Genomic DNA, 15,309 nt, shown 5'->3' with positions numbered 1-15,309 from the left:
CTATCTTCTCCCTATTATTATATTCAAGAAATATTCATAAATTTCCGTACCCTCTGCCAATTCTGGATGAAAAGTCATGGCAAGGATGTTTCCCTGCCTTACAATGACCGGAGAGTCTTCAAATCTTCCAAGGACCTGAACTTCCTTTCCCATGTCAACGATCTTTGGTGCTCTTATAAAAACACCTGTAACTCCAACTTCTTTTCCATCTAAGTTAATCTTCAAGGGAGCTTCAAAGGATTCCCTCTGTCTTCCATAAGCATTCCTTTTCACAGTAATATTAAGAACTCCAAGGGGGGTCACCTCGCTTTCTTTTCCTTCGAGCTTTTTTGCAAGCATTATTAAGCCTGCACAGGTGGCAAAAACAGGGAAACCATTTTCGACCCTTTCTCTCAAAATTTCGTCTAAAGCATATCTGCTAATAATCTTGCTTATGGTCGTGCTCTCTCCACCTGGTAAGATTATACCATCAATTTCATCGAGCTGTGATGTTTTTTTCACAAGTAAATAATCGTTGCCCGTTTCAACAATTTTACGTGCATGAAGCTCAAAATCCCCTTGTATTGCGAGAATTCCAATTTTCACTACCACCCCCTTGTTTGCAACAGCTCTTCTTGTGATAATTTAGAAACGTCGATTCCTCGCATCGGCTCACCAAGTCCCCTGGAAATTCTCGCAAGTATCTCAGGATCATCGTAATAGGTAACAGCATCAACAATTGCCCTTGCCCTCTCCTCTGGGTTTTCAGACTTGAAAATCCCACTACCAACAAATACTGCTTCTGCGCCAAGCTGCATCATAAGAGCCGCATCAGCGGGCGTGGCGATACCACCTGCAGCAAAATTCGGAACAGGCAATTTACCGTGATCGCGCACATATTTTACCAGTTCGTAAGGAGCACCAAGCTTTTTAGCCTCGGTAACCAGCTCTTCTTCTCCAAGTGTTGTTAATCTCTTAATCTCTGATTGAATCTTCCTCATATGTCGGACCGCTTCCACTACGTTGCCAGTACCTGCCTCACCTTTTGTTCTAATCATTGCAGCACCTTCGGCAATCCTTCTTAATGCCTCACCAAGGTCTCTGGCACCGCAAACAAAAGGCACTTTGAAAACGTGTTTGTTAATATGGTATTCCTCATCAGCAGGGGTTAAGACTTCACTCTCGTCAATGAAATCAACCCCAAGGGCTTCAAGAATCTGGGCCTCAACAAAATGTCCAATTCTAACCTTTGCCATAACGGGAATGGAAACCGCTTCCATAATTTCTATTATCTTTTCAGGGTCTGCCATTCTGGCAACCCCGCCTTCTTTCCTTATGTCTGCAGGTACTCTTTCCAGAGCCATAACAGCGACAGCCCCTGCCTGCTCTGCAATCTTAGCCTGTTCGGCAGAGGTTACATCCATTATGACCCCACCCTTTAACATTTCAGCAAGTCCTACTTTCAATCTAAATGTACCAGTCAAAATAGTAGACATTTTCTCACCTCCCATATGCTTTCAGTATATAACTTTTTACGTGTAAGGTCAAGAATTATCGGTTGTTCTGGCATATTCATAAAACATTCAGTAAAATTTTCTTATGGCAAAAAGAGTCTATTTTCTTGACGGAAAATTTAAAAGGAAACCCCTCTCAAGCGTAGAGGACAGGGGATTTTTCTTTTCCGACAGCGTTTATGAGGTGATCAGAGCAAGAAACGAAAAGCCTTTATTCCTCGACGAGCACCTTTCAAGACTCGAACGGGGGCTAAAGGAATTGAAAATAAACTACCCACTTGATAAAGAAGAACTTGAAGAGATAATCAAAAAATCACTAAAAAAACTCAAGAAAAAAGAAGCGGCCATATATGTGCAGATAACCAGAGGAAAAGAGCCAAGGAGTCATTTACCGAAAAAAAATACGAAGCCCACACTTATATTAATCACCAGCGAATTCAAACCACTTGCGTCAAGACTCTTTAAAGAAGGAGTTTCGGTGATACTTTATCCTGACATCCGGTGGGCGCGCTGTGACATAAAAACGACCATGCTTCTACCCAATGTGCTTGCGAAAATTGAAGCAAAAGAAAGGGGATTTTTTGATGCACTATTTCATAAAAACGGCTACATCACTGAAAGCACCTCATCCTCCTTCTTTGGGATATTAGACGGAAAATTGATTACTTATCCCGCAACGAACGAGATTCTACCGTCCATTACAAGAGAAAAAGTAATATACATTGCCCAAAAGCAACAAATTACCGTGGAAGAAAGGCCAATATTACTCCAAGAAATCCAGAAACTGGAAGGTGCATTCCTGGCTGGGACAACCTATGATATTCTTCCTGTTAATAGAATTGAAAATATAAAAATCCCCCTAAGCTCCATCACCTCGCGGATTCAAGAAGAATATGCCAAGTTATTATCGGAGTTGAGTTTGTAGGAAGTTTTGCAACTCTCACATTAACGCTTGAATAGGGATAATACTTTTCTTTATAATAAGAAAGGGTATGTTTTTAGATCTTGTAGATAGTCTAAAAGACGAGCTTACTCAGGTATACAATCGGCGTTACCTGGATATTATTTTTTCACAAGAGTTGAAAAAAATAAGAAGATACGGTGGGCAATTCACAATCCTTTATATAGATCTTGATGATTTCAATCTGGTGAACAACCTTTACGGTCACAAAGAAGGCGACCGACTGCTGTATGAATTTGCCCAATTCCTTGTGAAATCCTTGCGTGAGTCAGACACGGTGATTAGGTTAAGTGGCGATGAATTTATTGTAATCCTACCTAATACAACAGCGGTTAATGCAAAATTCGTTTGTGAAAGGATAATAAATGAACTTAAAAACAAGGATTTCGGAAAAAGTAAGGTGTCTTGCTCCATTGGTGTCGTTGAAGTTCCTACCTACGGAACAGACTGGCAAACTATCTTTTCCAGACTGGAAATAGCACTATTCAAAGCGAAAAAAGGTGGAAAAGAGACTTACTACATCTTGCAAGAAGAAGATTCTATAGCTCCAATTATTCCCGCACCAATTATTGCAGGGAGAAAGAATGAACTATTGTGGCTTTTAGAAAAAATCAGTAAATCAGAAGTTCCAATAATAGCAGTTTCAGGTGCGCCAGGAGTTGGTAAATCTACTTTGATTAAGGAAGCACTAAAAAATTTAAAAGATTATCTTATTGTAATTGCTAAACCCTCAAGAGATGAACTTTCTACACCATTCTACCCCCTCAAAATAATCTTAAAAAAAATTAAAGAAACTGACAACTTCTTCTTCAAGGACGCCTTAGAATCCCTTGATGAAAGTGAAAGAAGAGCCCTAAGTTTACTTTATCCTGAGCTTGGGTATATCCCTGAAAATGTAGATCGATACAAATTTTACGATGCATATGTAAAGCTAATTTCCCTCTTTTCTGGACGCCACAAGATCGTTGCTTTTATAGACGACTTGAATCTGGTAGATCCCCCTTCCCTTGAACTTTTATACTATGTTGCACACGCAGGCTTAGAAAATCTTAAATTGATTCTCGCTTTTAGAAAAGAAGAGCTGGAAAACAAAAGCTTTGAAAAATTTTACTCCCATGTCACAAGGGAAAGGCTGATTGAAGAGTTACAGCTTAAGGAACTGACCCAGGCTGAGACTTTTGAACTAATAGAAACAATTCTACAGGGAAAATGTTCTGAAAGTTTGAAACATAGGCTATATGAAAAATGTGGCGGAAATCCCTATTTTATAGAAGAAACAATCAAAGAGTATTTTAAACACGAAATTATTACCTTCGACGGAGAACTCTGGCACATTAAAACTGATTATAAAGACCATGTTCCTGAATCTCTTCAAAACATAGTAACAGAAAAGTTAAAACGCTTCCAAAGTGAAAAGATACTTGAAATAATGGCCTGTTTGGGTAACGAATTCAACATAAAAATTCTCGAGCTTGTTGCCAAAACCAACATCGGGGAGGTCTTTGACATAATTGACAAACTTATAAGGACAGGTATTCTTGTTGAAAGAGGCTTAGACACCTTCGCTTTTAAAGAAGGACTTACAAGGGAAATTGTATTGTCCCAACTTACCGAACACAGAAAAAGATTTATTCACAAAAGTATTCTTTTAACGCTTGAAAGCCACAAAGAAATACTTAAAGTTCCTGAGGAAAAACTCGCCCATCATGCCTATTACGCCGGCGAAACGGAAAAAGTTAAAAAATATTCGCTAAACGCAGCAAGAAAATTCAGAAAATTCTACGCATACGAAGAAGCGTTGAAATACTACAAATGGTACCTTGAGATAGAGGATGATCCGGGCAAGGCAAAAGAAGCTACACTTGAATATGCAGAGTTACTATTACACATTGGAGACATAGTAAAAGCCATAAAAGAACTAAACCAATACCTTTCCAAATTTGGAGACGATGCAGCAATATTGAATAAATTGGCTGAAGCCTATTCAAAATCTGGAAAATTTTACGAAGCCATAGAAAGCATTGAGAAGGCAATAAAAATTGAGAAAAAGGATTTTTATATTCTGAGAAAGGCCTGGCTTCTTTTATTCGGTGAAAAAATAAAAGAGGCTTCAAAAATCTTAGAAGAATTTAAAAATAAAGAGAACGACCTCCCAGATCCCGAAAAAGCATATTACTACAACACCTGTGCCCTTCTCTTAATGGAACAAGAAGAATTTGAAAAGGCGGAAAAATATTTCAGAAAGGCACTGGAATTGCGAGAAAAACTGGGTAATGAAAAAGGCGTGGCGAATATTTATTTAAATCTTGGTACACTCTACGCAAATCAGGGGTTGTATCAGCAAGCCCTTGAGGAGTACGAAAAAGCTAAGGAAATTTATAATAGCATTGGAGATAAACGGGGAGTACTCATCACCATTCACAACTACAGCGATACCTTAAAATACATCAAAAGATACGAAGAAGCCATCAAAGGTCTTGAAAGCGCAATCAAAATCGCCCGACAAATCGGGGATGACCTTTCATTAGTAATAGGCATAGGCAATTTGGCTTCACTATACATTGACATAGGTGAACATGAGAAAGCGGAAAAACTCTTGACTGAAGCTGAACAAGTATCCGGTAACCTTCAAATTGAAACGCTAAACCTCTTTATAAGTCAATTATTCATGAACCTTTACAGCAGGGGTACAATCGATAAAGGAAAAGCACTAAAAAAGTATGAAGAAATAAATAAATTACTACCTCGCATTGATTCCACAACCACCCTTGCCTCCACTGTCCTTGAAACCGCAGAGAACTTATTATACCTTCGCGAAATAGACCGAGCAAGTCGACTAATTGAACAGTTTGACAATTCCCTTAAAGAAGCAAAAACCTTTGACATGAATTTGAAGTATTACATAATAAAGAGCATATTAAACTTTAAACGAAGTGACAACAAAGCTTTCTTAGAATCATTAAAAGAGCTTGCCAAACTGCGGAAAAATTCAAGAGAAGACGAGAAGGTGCGATACAACGAATATTTTGCCCTTCTACTTGGACAATTGGCAAAAAAAGAAGGAATGAAAAAAATCCTATCAAAACTGATAGAAGATGCTGAAAGTAAAATGTTAAATTTAGAATCGCAGAGACTAATGCTATTAAAAGAAAACTTGGAAAGGGCTTTCTGATATGATAAGGGAAACTGTAAAAAACATAGTGGATGACTTAACAGGTGCACTCACAAGAGGTGCAATTTATTCACTTATAGAGCAGGAAGTAAAGCGAATAAAAAGATACGGCGGGAAAAGCTCCCTTTTATTTGTTGACCTTGATAATTTCAAGTCTATAAATGACCTTTATGGGCATCTTGAAGGTGATAAGACCTTGGTAAGTTTCGTCAAAATTCTTAAAAATACTTTGCGAGAATCAGATATCATCGTTAGATATGGAGGAGACGAATTCATCATATTACTTCCCAGTACATCTTTAGAGAGTGCAGAAAACGTTGCCAGTAGAATTATCAAAAACCTTTTTGATCAAAACATTAAAATATCCTGCTCCATTGGTATAGTGGAAATTCCTACCCACGGAAGCGAACCAGAAATATTAGTAGAAAAAGCAGACAAGGCAATGTACAAAGCAAAACAAAAAGGAAAGGGAAGATTCTTTACCTACCTTGAGGAAACCCTTTACCCCAAGATACCCTCTAAAATCTTTGTTGGAAGGCAAAAAGAAAAAGCGAAACTAATTACACTCCTTAACAAGCATTATCCTTTAGTTCTTATCAAAGGCGAAGCAGGTATTGGTAAAAGTCGATTTGCAATAGAATGTTTAAAACTTATTGAAGATTCAAAAATTTTATTCTCGCAATGTTACGGGAGCCTCTCCCAGATTCCTTACGTCCCCTTTCAGGAACTCATAAAGAGATACAGAGAAAAAGACGAAATAGGATTCAGGGAAATCTATTCAAATCTCGACTCTTACCAAAAACAGGCATTAAGGCCCATAATCTCAGATTTAATCCAGCCGGTTGCCGCCGACATAGGAATCTTTAAATTCTTTGAAACCTTTATGCAACTACTAGAAGAGATAGCAGACAATAAACAACTTCTCATATACATTGATGACATTCACTGGATCGATAGTAGTTCTGTAAACTTGATAAATTATATTGTCAGAAATACTCCACAAAACATAAAGATTCTTGCTACCGCAAGGATTGAAGAGCTCGAAACATCATACCTTAAAGAGACTTTAAAGAAGTTACTTGACGAGAAACTAACAATTGAATTTGAAATACCAACCCTTGAAGAATCTTCCACCTTTGAGCTCGTTGAATCTATCCTTCAAGCCCCAGCTCAAGATGATTTAAAGAAGCTGATTTTCCAGAAAACTGGTGGAAATCCACTCTTTATTGAAGAAGTAATTAAAGAACTTTTTGAGAAAGGCCATATTGTTTTTGAAGACGATGAGTGGAAATTAAAAGAGTATGATAAGATAATTTTACCTGAAACCATAGAAGTTCTACTAAAAAACAAAATTAAAAAGTTTTCTGGAGAAAAAGTCTTGGAAGTCGCCGCCATTACAGGTCAGGAATTTCACATTGATCTAATAGCAAACGTTACGAATCTTAACCGGGGACATATTTATGATGTTATAAACAAGCTCTTGAAGGAGAACCTGATAGTACAGCTAAATGAGGATTATTTTGCTTTTAAAGAGGGCCTCATAAGAGACGCAATTTTAAACGAAATCAGCTCGGCAAAAAAGCGATACATATCAAGAACTATTTTAGAAGTTCTCGAAAATAAACTACCGAGTTTTGGAGGAAAAGAGGAGCTCTGCGCTTACCACGCCTGGCAATCTCAGGATAAGGAAAAAATTAAGTTTTATTCCAAGCTTGCTGCTGAAAAAACGAAGAAAGCCTTTGCCTATGACGAAGCCATTAGGTTTTTACAATGGTATGTAGAAGCAGAAGACAACGAAGTAGAAAGGGAGAAAGCCTTTGCAGAATATGTTACCCTTCTCTCCATCAAAGGTGAACTTAAAAAAGCCATAGAACTTTTGAAAGACTTTATTGCAAATAATAAAGTATCAGCTCTTTCATACAGAAAACTGGCTGAGCTCCTCGTTGAGAGTGGTGATCCCCACAGTGCAATGGAAGCCATTGAAAAATCCCTAGAACTGGAAGAAAATGCAGAATCTCTTACCCTAAAAGCGTGGATTTTGAAAAGACAATTTAAAATACAGGAGTCTTATAACCTGCTTGAGGACCTTCTAAATCGACAGGATATCCAGATAGACGAGAAGACCCTCGCTGATGCATATAATGCTCAGGCACTAAACTTAATGGACTTAAACCAGATTGATAAAGCCTTGGAGTTTCTTGAAAAAGCCGAAGAAATAAGGAATAGACTTCAAAATATTCGTGGGCTTGGAAGCGTGTGTGTAAACAGAGCCATTGTCCTATCCCGCGCTGGCAAATACGAAGAAGCCCTCAAGGAGTATGATAGAGCTGAATTTTACTATAGAAAGGCTGGCTATAAAAGTGGACTTATAACAGTCCTTAACAACAAAGCATCCATATATCTTGATTTGAGAAGGTACGAAGAGGCTCTTGAAAACTTCAAAAAGGCCGCCATAGAGTCGAAAAAAGTGTTTGACAGGCATCTTCTTGCACTTGCCTTGAATAACATTTCGGTAACTCTAAGGCACATGGAATATCATCAAGAGGCCTTAGAAGCTATAAAGGAGGCATATCAAGTTGCCAGCGAATTGGGAATGAAAGACGCTCTAATTTCCATTAAAAGAAATTTAGCTTATGTACACGCTATAGGATTTAAAGACCTTGAAAAATCTATACCTATTATAAACGAAGTCTTGAAGGAAATAGGAAGTCCAAAGAAAACGCACGCAAGCCTCATAGTTTATTTACAAGCAATTGAAATCTTCCTCATAGCAAAAGACTATGACAAAGTAAAGGAGCTTTTGGAAACATTAAAACAGGCTCTTGAAAACAGTGTTTATGAAGAGTTAAAGATCAACACCTATTCAATTGAAATGGCGTTCAATTTTTACTTTGGTAAAAAAGAAGAATTTAAACAAGCATTTCAGAAAGCATGGTCAATCATTGAAAAAGCAGATCCAAAAAGAAGAATAGATTTCTGGACTACCTTTCTGGAGGGAATTGCAGACACGTTCTGTTACCTGGGTAAAGGCAATATCACTCTTAAAATTTTGAATTTCCTCATCAAGTACAGTGAGAGGAATTTATTCACGCAAGATGTTGAACGCTTCAAAAGAAAGATAGAAAGAGTTAAGAGGCTTTTTCTTGTTGACTCTTCACAATAATGACGCTAATATTTTATTATGAAATCAAAAGATTTATGGTCTATTAGTAATTTAAAAATTGGAAGTCCATTTTTCATTCACAATGTTAAAATCCACCCTATTGAAGGTAAATTGGGAGATGATGGTTTTACAACCCTTGAGGAGGCAATAATAAACAAAAGTGTCATTCTTAAAGATACCCACGGCGTAGATAAAATATCAATCCAAAATAACGGAGAAAGGCCGGTCTTCGCAATAGATGGAGAGGAACTTCTCGGAGCCAGGCAAAATAGAATTTTAAACGTGGATGTATACATAGAACCTCAAAAAGAATATGTGGTTCCCGTAACCTGCATCGAACAGCACCGATGGGCAGGAAGCCCAATTTTCAGCGAAGGTGGATTCACAATAACTCCTACTTTGAGAAGCACACTGGCTCAAACTGTAAAGGAATCCCTTGAGAAAAAACGAGGGTTTAAGAGTAATCAGTCGCTAATTTGGTCTCAAATCGACAGCACATTAAAGGCGACAAAGGTTAGCAGTCTCACAAGCTCCTTCCATGACATTTACAAAACTTTAAATGACGTAATTGAAGAACTTATGGAAGGCTTTGAGACCATCGAAAATTCTATTGGATTTCTCGCATACGTAAAGGACGAGTTCATAGGGTGCGACTTTTTCGGTTCTAATTCCATATATAGAAGATTTGAGAAAAAACTGCTAAAAAGTTATATTCTCGATGGGTACATAAGAAGGTATGTAAAGGGGCCATCAATCCCCAAATCGCCTGAAGAGGTTATTAATCTCATAAGTGATATCACCTTAAAAAAACACAAATCCCCAACAGAGGGAGAAGTCCTGATCGGAAGCAAAGAAAGCTTACTTACTAAAGTATTTTCCAGCCAGGGTAATCTTTTGCATGTTGCGGCCTTTCCGTCTGAATAAATCCCATCCTTATTCTATTTAACACCCTCCGAAACAAATATCTGGTATTCTTTTAAAAGATCTTCTTCGCTAACTAAATTCAATTCAGATTTTACCAGTTTATCACCTTCGAAGTAGTAATTCCCGATGAAATAACCACCTCTAAGCAAGTGTGGAAGCCATTCCTTATCATCCTCCCACATATCATCGTAAGGGATTTCACTGAATTCAAACCATTTAGGAAAGACCTCTTCGCTTTCAGAAACATTACCTTCAAATTCTGATGATTTGAAAACGCACACCCACCAATCCTTCCCGTAAACATTATAAAAATAGATAATTCCATTCAGCCTTACGTCTCTTACCTCTATGCCGACTTCTTCTTTTGCTTCCCTTATTATGCCCTCCAAAGGAGTTTCGCCATTAGCAATCTTACCACCTATGCCATTCCACTTGCCTTCTCCGTGACCTCTCTTTTTGTACACAAGTAAAACTCTTCCGTCTTTTACGATATAAAGCAAAGTAGCTTTAATAGGCCTCATAGCAAGTAGCCGAATGCAATTCCTCCAAGGTCATATAATAGGTCTTTAAAACTAAAGGAACTCTTTTTAACTTTCTTATCATAAATTTCTTTGGCTACTGACAAACTTATAACTATACCAGCAGAACACTTCTTTTCCATACCTGTCTGCATCGCTGCCTTTGTTAAAATATACGCGGTTGCAAAATGCCTCACCTTGTCCTTTGCCCACCAAGGGTCATTCTGGGCAAAAAGAATAAGACAAAAAATCAAACTACTCATTCAAGAATCTACCGTATAGATCAATTCTTCTATCATTAAACACATTATTAAGAGACGTGACATTTTTATTTTCAGCCTCTTTCAAATCCACAGATACTATTTTCACTTCTTCGTCTCTTTCACCACTCTGGACTAAAACCTCACCCTTGGGTGAGACTATCTGGCTCATTCCGGTAAAATTCAAACACTCGCCATCCAGAGAACACTCAGTTCCAATTCTATTTGCCACTATGGAGAATACTCTATTTTCAACGGAGCGGATATACATTCCCTTCTGACCCAACCCCGGAAGCACCAAATTTGCTGACAGTGCGAGCAACTGAGCACCTTTTAAAGCAAGAATCCTTGAAAATTCCGGGAAAAACCAGTCAAAGCAAACCATCATCCCTACCTTCGCTCCCTTAAACTCAACTATAACAGGTCCGGTATCTCCCGGAGCAAATAAAAGCTTTTCTTTATAAAAAAGGTGACTTTTCCTGTAAACTACAACGTCCCCTGAAGGTAAAAAAGCATATTGGCTGTTATAAAGCTTACTACCTGCTTTTTCGGGAAAACCACAAAGGATTAAAGCCTTTTTGCTTCTGGATAGTTCCTTTAAAAAAAGAGCAGGTGTGCTGTTGAAACCCTCATCCACATAAGGAAGAATCTCCTCTGGGGTTAGGAAAAAATATCCCGAAAATGCCAATTCAGGTAAAACGAGGATGTCAAAATCTTTGTCTTTCAGCATGCTTCTGACCTTTTCCACGTTTTTCTCAGGATTTCCTTTCTCTGGTAAATATTGAAGATAGCCGATTAAAAACCTCATAAAACAATCAACCCTTTGTCGAAGGGGATTAAAGACTTTGGTCCATCTTTCTCAATTAAGAAAGTATCTTCAATCCCCATTATTCCAAAAGACTTACTAAATAGCTTCGGTTCGACTGCCAGAACTGTATTTTCCTCCAATCTTAGCGGGAAACCTCTGGCTAAAAAGGGAAATTCGTCGACTTCAAGGCCCACACCGTGGCCTATAAATTTAACTTTATCCCGTCCTACACCCATAAACGCTTCTCCTAATCCCAGAGAATCAACATAAGACACGGTCCTTAAATAAACATCTTCACAAACGCTACCAGGAACAAGTAAATCTGTCAGAAATCTGTAAATTGAAGTAAGTTTTCCCCAGTAATCCTTAATCTCTTCACTTATATCACCATATATGAAAGTCCTCGTGGCATCAGCAATGTAACCATCATAATTTATCATCACGTCAACCGTAAAAGGCTTACTCGGTTCTATCTTTCTGTGGGAAGCCCCCTGTGGGAAGGCCTCGGATACCCCCTGGCCCCCGGTTGGGGCATCAAGATACGAAGGGGAAAAGGCGCTTTCCCCCTGAATTATATGGGAAAAAGAGGCTTCGTTTCCAAAGGAATGCATTCTGTAAACCCCGAGGTTTCCAACCTTCCTTGAAAAATACTCAAGCTCTATGAGTAAATCCAGTTCTGACATACCCGGGATAAAAACATCTCTGAGTCTTTCAAATACTTTTGCCACAATTTGTCCTGCTGATTTAATTTTCTCAATTTCAACATCATCCTTTTTCATCCTGACAAGACGAACCTCATTGGATATGTCTACAGTTTCTTCTATCCCAAAAGTTGAAATCATTCTTAACACTGTATTATAAGGAAGTGAATCAAGTTCAAGACCAACTTTACTCAAGGGTCTGGAGATATATGGTTTAATATCTTTAAAAGAGTTAATGAAAACTACATCTGCACTGGAGTTAAGAGGTCTTTCTTTGGGCCTCCTCACGAAAAGCAACGGTCTTTCACCACCGATGTAAAGTACACCATTCACATAAGCCCCTGTCAGATAAAAAATGTTGAGAGGTTTTAAAAGGAAAATTGCATCCAGGGGCTTATTTTCAAACAGTTTCATCAACTTGTCAATGCGCTCCATGGAGCTCCTCCATCCTTGTAATGAGATCGTAAACCATTTGATTTAAAGGCATCTCTATCCCGTGTTTCTTTGCCAGTCGCAGTAGATATCCATTCAAATAATCGATTTCTGTCTTTTTCTTTTTCTCAAGATCCTGCAGCATGGAGCACTTATTCTCAGAAGTTGCCTTAAGTACTGACTTCAAATCTTCACTTATCTCCATCTGACTAAGGGATACACCTTCAAGGGATAACACCTTAATAGCTTCATTCATTAATCCAATCACCGTATTTGTAGTTAGCATTTTTAGAAGATATCCATTCCTGACTTTCAAAATCGAAGCGATAGGATTAATAATGCTATTTATAACGAGCTTTTTGTGCAAAACCATCTTGGCCTCATATGAAACCGTAGCAGGAATCTTGGAAGCGACTAAAATTTCAGCAAATTGTTGCATAGATTCTCTGGTTGCACTTAAAGACGTCACAACGTTTTCAACTTTACCGTAACTTACATTCCTTATCTTGTGCAAATCAAAGGCATAAAGGCCTTCCCTTATTGAGAGAATCAGATGATCTTCACCAAAAATCTGAGCTGCTTTGAGGTGAGATTCAATACCATTTTGAACAGTAACTATGTAATTAAAGTTAAAACGCCTATCTTTGAGATCATCAAGAATTTGTAGGGCGTCTCCTGTCTTCGTTGCAATGATTAGATAGTCTGTATCAATCTCCATAAGGTCTTCGTAAACATAACAGGGTACCTTTATAACGTAACGCTTATCCTTTTCGTAATATTCAATCCCTTCAACTTCAATTAAACGCTTGTTAGATCTCTTACTTACAATGGCTTCCACTGTATTACCTGCCAGAGCCAGCCGGGATACCAGATACCCTCCAACGGAACCAATGCCGAGAACGACAAATCTCATACTACCACCTTTAAAGTAGCAGGTCTAACGGAAACTTTAATAGAGGTCAGATTCTGAGCAAGTTCACCATCCAGCTGGAGATTAAAGGGGACATTTGATTTTACTGTGATAATTTCAGATTTTATATAAGTAACTTCAGGAAGTGTTATGTGCTTTCCCTTAAAAGCCTTGTAAAAGTTAGTGAAAAATCTCATCGGTCTAAGAGATCCAATAATTGAAATGTCCAGTTTTCCATCCCTTAGACTGGCCTCGGGAAACAGCCTAAAACCTCCCCCAAGATACTGCCCGTTACCTACATTAAAAAGCAAAAATTTCCCAGCAAAAGATATCTCGCCGTTGTCTAAAGAAACTTCCAGATTCGTACCCTTGAATTGTAGAAAAGTTAGGAGAACCGCACTGGTATAAAGGAAATCCCCCTTAAGCAATCTAATTTTTTTCATATTGTTAAGAACTTCAGAATCAAATCCAATACCCATTCCGTTGATGAAATACCTCTTTAAATTTTCACTCTCCAAAAAACCAACGTCAATCCTCGCTGTCCTATCCGATAACAGATGCCTTTCCAGAACCGTATCATATTTTTGACGCGGATAAAAGAACTTCACAAAATCATTTCCCGTTCCCAAAGGAAGAGGAAGTATGGGAATTTCACTTCCCACAAGAGCCTGTATCACCTCATTAACAGTCCCATCTCCTCCCAAAATCAAAATTTTTTCAAATTTTCCAGAACCCTTGATTTCTTCCGATAACTTAGTCGCATCACCGGGTCCCGACGTGATAAACACTTCATACGGAATTTCAAATTTCTTTACAAACTTTTCCACATTTGGAAGTTCTGAAAAGGCTTTACCACGACCTGCCCTCGGATTAACAATCAATGCGATCATTTCACTTTTATTATGATCAAACCTTTCTCACCATATTTTGTCACTCGGGCGAAAACTTTTTCTTCCATTAATCCCTGTGATATAAGCTCCCTCTTTATAGTAAGGGCTCTATTAATCTGCAATTGACCACCCGGAAAGAGTATAACCTCCACTGTATCATAAGGTATCACCGAGAGTGATCTTGAAATCTCTCCTAAACGTCTTTTAGCATTGTCTGAAAGTCTCTCTGAGTTTTTTACAAAAAAATCTTCTATTTTGTATTTCACCTCATAAGGCAAATTGAAGGATTTTTCAGCTTTACGGACCTCCATTTTGCCAACTGGCAACACCTTAAGCAGGCTATCTCTCAAAACACGATTCTCTTCCATTAAAACTTGCAATCTGTTGATTTCGGGAACATACTTAAAATGATAAAAATAGAGGAAATAGCCCACAATTCCGATAGATATTACAAAAAAAAACCATCCAATTTTCTTCATGCCAAAATTATACATAAACACAAAGGGTCAATCAAACAATTAAAGACTTTGACAAACCAACCGCAATATTTTATTATTAAAATCAGATGATTTCTTTCAAGGTTGTTTTTACACCTTTAATTCTCATCCTTCTTCTTGCCTCAGGTTGTGCTCCAAGGAAAACATCCAGAGAATATGTTCAGATTGGGTATGCTTCCTATTACGGAAAAGAATTTAGGGGAAGAAAAACCGCATCGGGTGAAAAATATGACCCTAAAAAATTGACAGCCGCCCACCCGACTCTTCCATTTAACACCTACGTCAAGGTAACCAATTTGGAAAACGGTAAATCTGTAATAGTAAGGATAAATGACAGAGGACCTTTCAAGAAAGGCAGAATAATAGACCTCTCTGAAAAGGCAGCGGAGTTATTAGATATGAAAATAAAAGGTGTTGTTTTAATTAAACTGGAGGTTGTTGCATGGCCATAAACTTAATAAAATATCCACTAACCAGCAGCCTGGAACTACTCAATTTTAAGGAAAAAATTGACTATGTAAGAGAAAAACAGAGTATTAAAAACCCTTTCATGGATTTAAATTTATTGCTGGCTTGCCTC

Annotated in this window: 14 protein-coding genes; 5 read left to right on the top strand and 9 right to left on the bottom strand. The window is 38.0% G+C overall.

What is annotated here, in order from left to right:
• Together pdxT and pdxS are read right to left on the bottom strand one after the other, a co-directional pair.
• Complete coding sequence (gene pdxT / locus QMD82_02655) at positions 1-585, bottom strand: pyridoxal 5'-phosphate synthase glutaminase subunit PdxT (protein ID MDI6850820.1); 585 nt, start codon at positions 583-585, stop codon at positions 1-3.
• A complete protein-coding gene (pdxS, locus tag QMD82_02650; protein ID MDI6850819.1) occupies positions 585-1,475 on the bottom strand; it encodes a pyridoxal 5'-phosphate synthase lyase subunit PdxS in 891 nt (296 codons plus the stop codon). The genes pdxT and pdxS overlap by 1 nt, the downstream gene beginning before the upstream one ends.
• A 103-nt stretch (positions 1,476-1,578) precedes the next feature.
• Between pdxS and QMD82_02645 the strand changes: the two genes are divergently transcribed.
• The 4 genes from QMD82_02645 to QMD82_02630 all read left to right on the top strand — a co-directional run bounded on the left by QMD82_02645 (position 1,579) and on the right by QMD82_02630 (position 9,713).
• Positions 1,579-2,418, top strand: coding sequence for an aminotransferase class IV (locus tag QMD82_02645; GenBank protein MDI6850818.1), 840 nt, complete (start codon positions 1,579-1,581; stop codon positions 2,416-2,418).
• Between the two features lie 67 nt (positions 2,419-2,485).
• Positions 2,486-5,626 carry a diguanylate cyclase gene (locus QMD82_02640; GenBank protein MDI6850817.1) on the top strand — a complete coding sequence of 1,047 codons (3,141 nt, stop codon included), beginning with the start codon at positions 2,486-2,488 and terminating at the stop codon, positions 5,624-5,626.
• A gap of 1 nt (position 5,627) precedes the next feature.
• Positions 5,628-8,789, top strand: a complete 3,162-nt coding sequence (locus tag QMD82_02635; protein MDI6850816.1) for a diguanylate cyclase — start codon at positions 5,628-5,630, stop codon at positions 8,787-8,789.
• Positions 8,790-8,807: 18 nt separating this feature from the next.
• Positions 8,808-9,713: a hypothetical protein gene (locus tag QMD82_02630; protein ID MDI6850815.1), complete on the top strand. Its 906-nt coding sequence runs from the start codon at positions 8,808-8,810 to the stop codon at positions 9,711-9,713.
• Between the two features lie 14 nt (positions 9,714-9,727).
• On the opposite strand, the gene QMD82_02625 is transcribed toward QMD82_02630, so the two are convergent.
• Genes QMD82_02625 through QMD82_02595 form a run of 7 tightly spaced genes read right to left on the bottom strand, consistent with a single transcriptional unit; the run spans position 9,728 to position 14,711 of the window.
• Positions 9,728-10,234 carry an 8-oxo-dGTP diphosphatase gene (locus QMD82_02625; GenBank protein ID MDI6850814.1) on the bottom strand — a complete coding sequence of 169 codons (507 nt, stop codon included), beginning with the start codon at positions 10,232-10,234 and terminating at the stop codon, positions 9,728-9,730.
• Entirely contained in the window at positions 10,231-10,494 is a 264-nt protein-coding gene (locus QMD82_02620; GenBank protein ID MDI6850813.1) for a hypothetical protein, read from the bottom strand. Before QMD82_02620 ends, QMD82_02625 begins: the two co-directional genes overlap by 4 nt.
• Entirely contained in the window at positions 10,487-11,299 is an 813-nt protein-coding gene (locus QMD82_02615) for a nitrilase-related carbon-nitrogen hydrolase (GenBank protein ID MDI6850812.1), read from the bottom strand. The genes QMD82_02620 and QMD82_02615 overlap by 8 nt, the downstream gene beginning before the upstream one ends.
• Positions 11,296-12,435: a Xaa-Pro peptidase family protein gene (locus QMD82_02610; GenBank protein MDI6850811.1), complete on the bottom strand. Its 1,140-nt coding sequence runs from the start codon at positions 12,433-12,435 to the stop codon at positions 11,296-11,298. Before QMD82_02610 ends, QMD82_02615 begins: the two co-directional genes overlap by 4 nt.
• Positions 12,422-13,345 (bottom strand): 2-dehydropantoate 2-reductase, encoded by a 924-nt coding sequence (locus QMD82_02605; protein MDI6850810.1) that lies wholly within the window; start codon positions 13,343-13,345, stop codon positions 12,422-12,424. The genes QMD82_02610 and QMD82_02605 overlap by 14 nt, the downstream gene beginning before the upstream one ends.
• A complete protein-coding gene (locus QMD82_02600) occupies positions 13,342-14,232 on the bottom strand; it encodes a diacylglycerol kinase family lipid kinase (protein MDI6850809.1) in 891 nt (296 codons plus the stop codon). The genes QMD82_02605 and QMD82_02600 overlap by 4 nt, the downstream gene beginning before the upstream one ends.
• Entirely contained in the window at positions 14,229-14,711 is a 483-nt protein-coding gene (locus QMD82_02595) for a hypothetical protein (GenBank protein MDI6850808.1), read from the bottom strand. Before QMD82_02595 ends, QMD82_02600 begins: the two co-directional genes overlap by 4 nt.
• A gap of 86 nt (positions 14,712-14,797) precedes the next feature.
• On the opposite strand from QMD82_02595, the gene QMD82_02590 reads away from it, so the two are divergent.
• Complete coding sequence (locus QMD82_02590) at positions 14,798-15,181, top strand: septal ring lytic transglycosylase RlpA family protein (GenBank protein ID MDI6850807.1); 384 nt, start codon at positions 14,798-14,800, stop codon at positions 15,179-15,181.
• Positions 15,182-15,309: the final 128 nt, after the last annotated feature.

It is taken from the genome of bacterium, assembly GCA_030019025.1.
In the GTDB taxonomy this organism is placed as follows: domain Bacteria; phylum Hydrothermota; class Hydrothermia; order UBA1063; family UBA1063; genus UBA1063.
The sequence above is the reverse complement of the archived record's forward strand: the minus strand, read 5'-3'. Positions and strand labels throughout refer to the sequence as shown.